This window comes from Calothrix sp. CBUCES-K 9914 (assembly GCF_059640475.1).
In genome coordinates, this window is the sequence record NZ_JBXXZH010000376.1 from 1 (window position 1) to 6,557 (window position 6,557).

At 40.9% G+C, this 6,557-nt stretch carries 6 protein-coding genes; 4 read left to right on the forward strand and 2 right to left on the reverse strand.

All coding sequences use genetic code 11. From position 1 onward, the window contains the following. Window positions 1-318: 318 nt before the first annotated feature. The gene (locus AC2JBO_RS41665) at window positions 319-1,407 is read right to left on the reverse strand and encodes a RuBisCO accumulation factor 1 (protein WP_496959494.1); all 1,089 of its coding nucleotides are present in this window, start codon (window positions 1,405-1,407) and stop codon (window positions 319-321) included. A gap of 386 nt (window positions 1,408-1,793) precedes the next feature. Here AC2JBO_RS41665 and AC2JBO_RS41670 point away from each other — a divergent pair, with 386 nt between their 5' ends. From AC2JBO_RS41670 to AC2JBO_RS41685, 4 genes are all read left to right on the forward strand, one after another. After that, on the forward strand, window positions 1,794-2,741 hold the full coding sequence (locus AC2JBO_RS41670) for a response regulator (RefSeq protein ID WP_496959495.1): 948 nt from the start codon (window positions 1,794-1,796) through the stop codon (window positions 2,739-2,741). A gap of 528 nt (window positions 2,742-3,269) precedes the next feature. Continuing rightward, window positions 3,270-4,256 carry a DMT family transporter gene (locus AC2JBO_RS41675; protein ID WP_496959496.1) on the forward strand — a complete coding sequence of 329 codons (987 nt, stop codon included), beginning with the start codon at window positions 3,270-3,272 and terminating at the stop codon, window positions 4,254-4,256. Window positions 4,257-4,328: 72 nt separating this feature from the next. After that, window positions 4,329-5,018 carry a bifunctional demethylmenaquinone methyltransferase/2-methoxy-6-polyprenyl-1,4-benzoquinol methylase UbiE gene (gene ubiE, locus AC2JBO_RS41680; protein WP_496959497.1) on the forward strand — a complete coding sequence of 230 codons (690 nt, stop codon included), beginning with the start codon at window positions 4,329-4,331 and terminating at the stop codon, window positions 5,016-5,018. Between the two features lie 24 nt (window positions 5,019-5,042). Next, window positions 5,043-6,275, forward strand: coding sequence for a DUF445 domain-containing protein (locus AC2JBO_RS41685; protein ID WP_496959498.1), 1,233 nt, complete (start codon window positions 5,043-5,045; stop codon window positions 6,273-6,275). Here AC2JBO_RS41685 and AC2JBO_RS41690 read toward each other — a convergent pair. Then, window positions 6,255-6,404 carry a hypothetical protein gene (locus AC2JBO_RS41690; protein ID WP_496959499.1) on the reverse strand — a complete coding sequence of 50 codons (150 nt, stop codon included), beginning with the start codon at window positions 6,402-6,404 and terminating at the stop codon, window positions 6,255-6,257. The genes AC2JBO_RS41685 and AC2JBO_RS41690 overlap by 21 nt on opposite strands. Window positions 6,405-6,557 lie beyond the last annotated feature (153 nt).

Consider the following 6,557-nt stretch of genomic DNA (forward strand, 5'->3'; position numbering starts at 1 on the left):
ATAAACAATATTACCGTATTGGCATTCCTTACCAACTTTATCGGTGTGGAAATTTGGCAACGGATAAAACGGATGTAACGGATGGTTAATGATATTATGTCTGGTTAATTGCCCATAATAATGTAGAGACGCGATTAATCGCGTCTCTACACAGATGAAAGATTTTTTATATTTGAAGTTAATGTCAAACTTTAATCATTATTTTTAGCTGCTTGTGTCTTGTGTTTGCATAGTAGTCATATTTCTATCAATTTTGCTCATGATGGACGGGCAAGGATGCCCGTTTCACAAGACTATACAATACTATTTTGGGTGTTTTTACTCTTCGATTTGCCAGGAGTCTTTGTTAAAGTCCTCATCAAGTACTTTTTTCGCGCGGACTATAACGCTTATTTTCCCCAATATTGGTACATCAGGCGCCGTTTCAAACCACTGGAAGTCTAATTCACCATTGTTATCAATGACAAAATAGCTACTATCGTTCCAAGTTCGTTGCGCGCGGTCGATAATGACTAAAACTTGGTCTATTTGTGAATTAGCGGTTTGGTTGGGTAGCCTATCGGTGCTGGATAAAATAACTACAGGGTCTTCGGTAGCGAGTATTACTTGCCAACCGGGTAGTGGAACCCATGCTTGCTCACCCGAAACTCGTACCATCCGAAAGGCGCCTATTTCTTCGACTATTGGTACTGCTTTTAAGTCTTGGGTTTTTAATGGCATTTCTCCGACTACAGGTAAAATGCGCGCTAACTCACTTGTTGATTCGAGACGGTAAAAAGGTAAAGTTGGTGCTGGACGTTTGGGTACTACCGTAAAGTCTGTTAATAATTGCTCGATTTGTTTGCGTGCTTCCGGTGAGTGGACGAAACGTAGTGCTTTGGCAATGAGACGTGAACGTTCTTGCAAGTCGGTGTACTGACGCGCAAGTTTCCAAGATTGATACGCGACTGCATCACCTGGGTGTGCGGTAAAACCTTCAGGAGGATTACGGAAACGAGAAAAATCTTTAATTGCCCGCGCTATTTCTCTAGCTTCGTCGCAGTCAAGTTTATGTTTAAAGGCAAGTTCGGCAGCTGATGCACGTTCTTCTTGAGTTAGCAAGCGAAATTCATACAGGACATCGCTAGCACGTTGCCTAAAGTGTGATAGTACTTCGCTCGATGCACCTTGTTTTTCGATGGAAGCATACACTTGGGCGCCGACTGTGACTTGATTTTGCTGTACTGGCTCAAAACCAGTTTCTTCAAAAACAGTTTGGGGATTGTAACCAGATTTTTGCAACTGCGTGATGGCAGAACCCCATTCCACCCAATTACCTTGTTTCTGTCTAAGTTTTCGCAGTAGCTCAGATTTTTCTTCCGAACTGATGTTTCCAGGGTTTTGAGTATCTTGTGATTGGGAACTCATACGGTGACGCGCGCTTGCTTCCTTACTAGTCAAATACATTTTAAGGTAAGCAGGTATACTCGTTCCCAATTACGCAACATATAGTTATGATGTTCGTAACCTCAAAAATTAAGGTTTTCTTTATATTTACCGTCACTATCCCCGTAACACTTGCCGACAATGTATGATTGTGGTTATAAATAAAAAGCACTCAGTTCCCTAAATATATTTACGTACTATTTCTGATGCTTCTTCATCAAATACGGATACAGCATTTAAAAATAAATACGTAAAATTTGATATTTAAATTGAATAATTCAGGATTTTCCACAAGTTAATACTTGTATTTTTAAATTAAGCTTGGTATTGAATATCACAATATCAATAAGAATTAAAGGAATTATCTTATGGATAATCCGATTCCTGAAATTGATAAAATCCGTAGGCAATTAATGACGATAGAAAAACCTAAAAAACTCAAGCTTTTGGTCGTTGACGATGAGCCAGATAATCTCGATTTGCTCTATCGTACTTTTCGACGGGACTTTAACGTCCTAAAAGCAGATAGTGGTGTTAATGCGCTCTCCGTTCTAGCTGCCGAGGGAGAAGTAGCTGTTATTATCTCCGACCAGCGAATGCCAGAAATGAAGGGGACTGAGTTTCTCAGTAAAACTGTACCTCAATTTCCTGACACCGTTCGCATTATTCTCACCGGTTTTACCGATATTGAGGATTTGGTAGAGGCAATTAACGCAGGGCAAGTCTACAAGTATATTACCAAACCGTGGGATCCTACCGAACTTAAGGCAGTGGTTCAACGCGCGGCAGAAACTTACGACTTACTCAAACAGCGTACAGAAGAGTTGCGACGTGCTAATTCCCAAATGGCACTTCTGAATTCTTTGGTCAATGTTACACAGTTATCAACTAGCTTTGATTCCACTCTCGACCCAATCGCTACAGCATTCGGTATTCATTTTGGCGCCGATGGCTGTATTTTGCAAATGATTGAGAATGCGAACAAACTGGCGCCGACACAGGGCAGTTACTCAAAGGGTGGAATAGTTGAAAATTGGCTCTCTTGTGACCCATTAACCACGCAAGTAATAGAAACCGGACAAATTCAAGTCTCAGTAAATGTTCCCAATGACGAAAAGTTAGCAGCAGTTTCTCATTACGATAGATATGGTGTAAAAGCTCATTTAATAGTACCTATTATCTATCGGAGTCAAACTATTGCCGTCCTCTCGCTTCAATGGAAACAACCTTGCGCTTTACGTGAAGACGAACTTAAACTTATTCATTGCTCCGCTCAACTTGCGGCTATAACGCTTACTGCAACTAGCTGTTGCTAGCAAGCGTGTTCAGAAATTACCGTCAAAATTTATATTTTCCCCCTTCGGTAGAGACGTTTAGAGCAAAGCGCACCTGAAGCGTCTCTACATTTATCAAATATTATTAATTTATTGACAAAATTTATTAAAGATTATATTATTAGTGTAAGTATTATAAATAATTAGTTTGTAATCAAACAGTAAAACTACTACCAAAAATACTTATTTTGGTAGATGTTAAGGTGCGATTTTATGTACAACTTTGATGAAGTCTTAGAAGGAATTCCAGATATATAGCTGTGGTGAAAACAGCTAGGTTATAAGCTATTGGGAAGGGCAAAACCAAGAAACCCATTTATGAGCTGATAGCCAAGGTTAAGGATTTAAGTATTACGAATAAGAAAAGAGACAGGGAAACGATTCCGCAGTCTGGATGACAGTCTTAATGGCAGTCTGAATGTGTAGAGACACTACTTATAGTATCTCCGTTTCCGTGCGAGCTAGTGCGTTTGTCCACTAGTTCCGAGTCTCGAACTACCAAAATTTTTTATGACTCAGTTAATAGATACGACTGTAAAGACTACTAAGAAGTACTCGTTCAACAATTCAATAATCTTATCGAAACTATCAAATTTTCCCACGGTTGGACTCGCAGTGTTATGTGCTGCTTGCTTTGGTGTAACGGTTCCAATGACAAAGCAATCACTGACTAATTTATCACCATTGGTAGTTTTGATAATTCAAGGTATCTCAAGCTCAATTTTCCTGTGGTTGATAATTTTGTATCAGAAAGTTGAACTGCCAAAAAAATCAATTGCTTGGAAAGCAAGTTTGATAGGATTTCTAGAACCGGGTTTGTCGTATATTTTTGGGACTTTTGGCTTAAGCTTGACGACAGCAAGCAATGCAACGCTCCTAACTGTCAGTGAACCAATTATTACTATTGCCTTAGCAGCGGTTTTGCTCAAAGAAAAAATTAGTTCACCACTAATTAAGTTGGCATTAGTTGCCTGTGTGGGAGTTGCGATGGTTGCATCTCCGAATATAACTCAGATTACAGGTGATTCTTTGACTGGTGATTTTTTCGTCTTGTTTGGGGTTTTGTGTGCTTCGCTGTATGCTATTGTAGCCCGACCATTAATTAAGCAAATGGCGCCGTTAGTTTTAGTTGCGCTTCAGCAGTCATTCGCACTTGTATTTTTTGTCCTAATTCTTGGGGTATCGCTATTTTCGAGCCATAGTGGAATTGATATCGCACAACTCAATCTACATATATATAGTTATAGCTCTAGTGTGCTAATTGCCATAATATCAGGCATCATCGGACAAGGTTTGGCATTTTGGCTGTATTTACTAGCACTGCGAGTATCAGGGATAAGCGTGACTTCGCTATATTTAACGCTTATTCCTCTATTTGGGGTGGTAACAGCTTATATTACTCTTGGAGAAAGACTTTCATTTTTACAAACTTTGGGGGGTGGACTTATTCTTGTTGTTGTGCTGTTTATATCGCAGTTACCTGAAGCAAAACATTAAACGTTGTAGAGACCGAATTAATACGGTCTCTACATTTTGGTATTCTTATAAATAAATCTTTCTCCCTGATTCATGAGCGAAGAAGTACGTGCTATTTTTAACCGCATTGCTCCTGTCTACGACAAGCTTAACGACAAGCTGAGTTTTGGACAGCACCGCATTTGGAAAGAAATGACGGTGAAATGGAGTCAAGCAAAACCTGGTGATATGTGTATAGATTTATGCTGCGGAAGCGGTGATATATCATTAAGGTTGGCGCGTCGTGTTGGTACTGGGAAAGTTTACGGAGTTGACTTTTCGAGTCAGTTACTAATGGTAGCAGCATCACGCGCGCGAAGTATGTACAAACAACCTTTGATTAGTTGGGTTGAGGCGGATGTTCTTGATTTACCGTTTGAGGATAATTACTTTGATGCTGCGACAATGGGGTATGGTTTGCGAAACGTTGGTGATATTCCTCGCAGCTTACAAGAAATTTACCGCGTCTTAAAAGTCGGCGCCTCATGCGCGATACTAGACTTTCACCGTCCAACTAACCCAGTAATGCGGGGGTTTCAGCAATGGTATTTGGATAACCTAGTCGTTCCCGCTGCTACTGAAATGGGGTTAAAAGAAGAATATGCTTACATAAGTCCCAGCTTAGACCGTTTCCCAACTGGCAGCGAACAAGTTGCCATCGCGCGCTCTATTGGTTTCACAAAAGCCACACATTACCCCATTGCGAACGGTATGATGGGAGTACTAGTCATTAATAAATGTTAAGTAACTCCTAACTAAATTTATCCCTTGGATTGGTCTCATCTCTGGCTTTATGTGTCCCCCCCGGTTATCGGCGGAATTATTGGCTATTTCACCAACGATGTAGCTATCAAAATGCTATTCCGTCCTTACCGCGCGCTTTATATTGGTCAAAAACGTATTCCGTTTACTCCTGGTTTAATTCCTCGTAACCAGGAACGTCTTGCCAAAAATATCTCGGATACGATAATGGGGTCGCTATTGACTCCTGACGAATTGCAAAATTTGGCGCGGCGCCTGTTGCAAACAGAGCGTGTCGAGGGAGCAATTCTTTGGTTGTTACAAACAGCGCTTGAACAAATTCAGCTTGACAAAGACCAGAAAAGCGCTCAAATCTTGGCGAGTATTTTGCGTGACTTGCTGGGTGAGTCTTTACCGCGTTTGCTCAAGACTTTGGCGCGTCGCGAAGATTTTTTAGAAACGCAAATCAATCAAATATTTGATCAAGTATTACTGGAATTTCAGCTAAACGAGGAGCAAGCCCAACGTCTGGCTGATTGGTTGTTGCAAGTCGTTTTACCTCCTGACACTATTCGGTCGGCAGTAGTTGATTTTTTAACCGACCGGACAATTCAGACTATAGATGAGAGCTTTCGCGAGAAAACCAGTGGCACATACTGGGTAGTGGCGAACTTATTTGGGTTACGTAACACTTTAACTCGGTTGAGAACGTTTTGCCTGGATGAAAAAGAGGCTACTAATATCAGGTTACGCGAGTTGTTCCAAGATTTAAATGTCCGTAACCGCATCAAAAAATTTTTTATTGACCTATCGCTACAAAATCTTCCTATCACCACGGTTCGACAATTACGCAAAACTACGCGCGAGAGCGTTCGTCATTACTTAGAAAACAGTGGTGGTGACTTGCTTCAAGGCTTGAGCGACTCTATGGACTGGGATAACATCGCTGCTGTTCTCATCAACCGTCTAGGCGCCTCACCAGTAGTTAGTGCTTCCTTGGGAACCGTTAGTAAAGAACTAGCTTTAATTTTGGAAAGGTATTTAGAAAGGGACTTAGAAAAAATAGTGGCTCAAGTAATACCGATTTTGTCCATAGACCAGGTTATCATTGACCGCGTTAAGTCTACACCTCCCGCTGATTTGGAAGCCGCTATCGAAGGAATTGTCAAAAACGAATTACAAGCGATTGTTAATTTAGGCGGAATTTTGGGGTTTGTCGTTGGGTTGGTGCAAACCGCTTTAATTTTCTTTAGTCGGTAAATTGAGTGCTGAGTGCTGAGTGTTGAGTGCTGAGTGCTGAGTGCTGAGTGTTGAGTGCTGAGTGCTGAGTGCTGAGTGCTGAGTATTGAGTGCTGAGTGCTGAGTAATGAATTCTTGTGGAATGGGCAATTAAATTCTTGTGGAATGGGCATCCTTGCCATTGGTGTCAACTTAAGGTTTCAAGCCATTTGTCAACGAGAGATTTTGTTAGTGACGAAGTATAAAGACGAACTTTTGCCTTGCTTTTATACGGAATTTAAGAGCGATGCGAATAAACAAAGC